This window comes from Arthrobacter sp. A2-55, from assembly GCF_025548615.1.
GTDB classification, from domain to species: domain Bacteria; phylum Actinomycetota; class Actinomycetes; order Actinomycetales; family Micrococcaceae; genus Specibacter; species Specibacter silviterrae.
Map to the genome: position 1 here is coordinate 1 of NZ_JAJLOZ010000145.1, position 1338 is coordinate 1338.

General features: G+C 64.2%; 1 protein-coding gene. It reads right to left on the reverse strand.

The features are described from left to right. Positions 1 to 36: 36 nt before the first annotated feature. Positions 37 to 1268, reverse strand: a protein-coding gene (locus tag LPN03_RS20690; protein ID WP_262455753.1) for an IS3 family transposase whose coding sequence is annotated in 2 segments (ribosomal slippage) — positions 37 to 1004 and positions 1004 to 1268 — 1233 coding nt in all. Because the reading frame shifts where the segments join, the coding sequence is not laid out codon by codon here. Positions 1269 to 1338: the final 70 nt, after the last annotated feature.

Here is a 1338-nt window from a genome sequence, read left to right on the forward strand (position 1 = left end):
TGGGGTTCCCCGCAAGTAGTGGACACGTGATCTATCTCACGCTGCTTGCGTGAGTGCTTCTTCATTGTTGTTTTCCTGCTGCCGGGCCTGTTCGAACTCGACGGGCGGGACCATGCCCAGTGCCGTGTGCAGCCCCGTGTGCAGCCGGCGCCGGTTGTACACGACCTCGATCCAGCGAGCGACCTCACGCCTGGCCTCGGCCCGCGTGTGCCAGACCCGGCGGTCGTAGAACTCAGCCTTGAGGGTCGACCAGAACGACTCGCTCATCGCGTTGTCCCAGCACACCCCGGTCCGCCCCATGGACTGGCGCACGTGCAGCTCGACGGCGACCTGGTGCATCTGCGCCGAGGTGAATTGACAGCCACGATCCGCATGCAGCACAACGTCCGTCGGCAGCATCTGGCGCAGCGTGTGCGCCATCCGCAAGGCCCGCTCCACCAGGTCCGTCGTCTGCCGCTCATCCATCGCCCAACCCAGCACCCGGCGCGAATGCCCGTCCCTGATCGCGCACAGGTACACGAACCCTTCACGCGTGTGCAGGTAGGTGATGTCCGTAATCCACACGGCATTGATCCGGCCCTGATCCCACTTGCGATTCACCAAGTCTGGAATGTGATGGGTCGCCACCCCCGGAATCGTCGTGACCGGCCGGAACCGGCGCGGACTGACCCCTTCCAGGCCCTGCCGCCGCATCGAGGCAGCCACCGTCTTCTCATTCACCCCAGTACCTTCACGCCCCAGTTGTGCCGTAACCCGCGGAGCCCCATACACCTCATCGGACTCCATATGGACCCTGCGCACCTTGGCATCAAGCTCCCGCCGGGCCCGGGCCTGCCGGCCAGGGCCCTCGGCCCGGCGTTTCCGCCACGCATAGAACCCCGAGGTCGAGACCCCCAGCAACCGGCTCGTCCGAGCAATCGCATAGTCAGCCTTCTCCGCTTCCATCAATTCGAACCGTTCTGATTCCGTGGCTTCGACGCGAAGAAGGCTGCCGCTTTTCCCAAAAATTCGTTGTCCTTTTTCAGGTCAAAGTTTTCCCGCCGCAACCGCTTGAGCTCGACCCGCTCGTCCTCGCCCAACGCACCCGTCGGTTCCCCCGTGCCCCGGCGGGTCTTCTCCAACTTCACCCACCGACCCAACGTCTGCTCGCCAAGCCCGATCTCCCCGGCCACCACGGCGACCGACCTGCCCGTATCTATCACCAGCCCGGCGGCCTCCCGCTTGTACTCCTCCGTATACGACCGGCGCTGCTTCTTCTGCTCGCTCATCACTGAACATCCTCCCAGCAGGACTCAAAATCCCGCCAACTCGGGTGTCCACATTCTTAGGCTAGCCCCA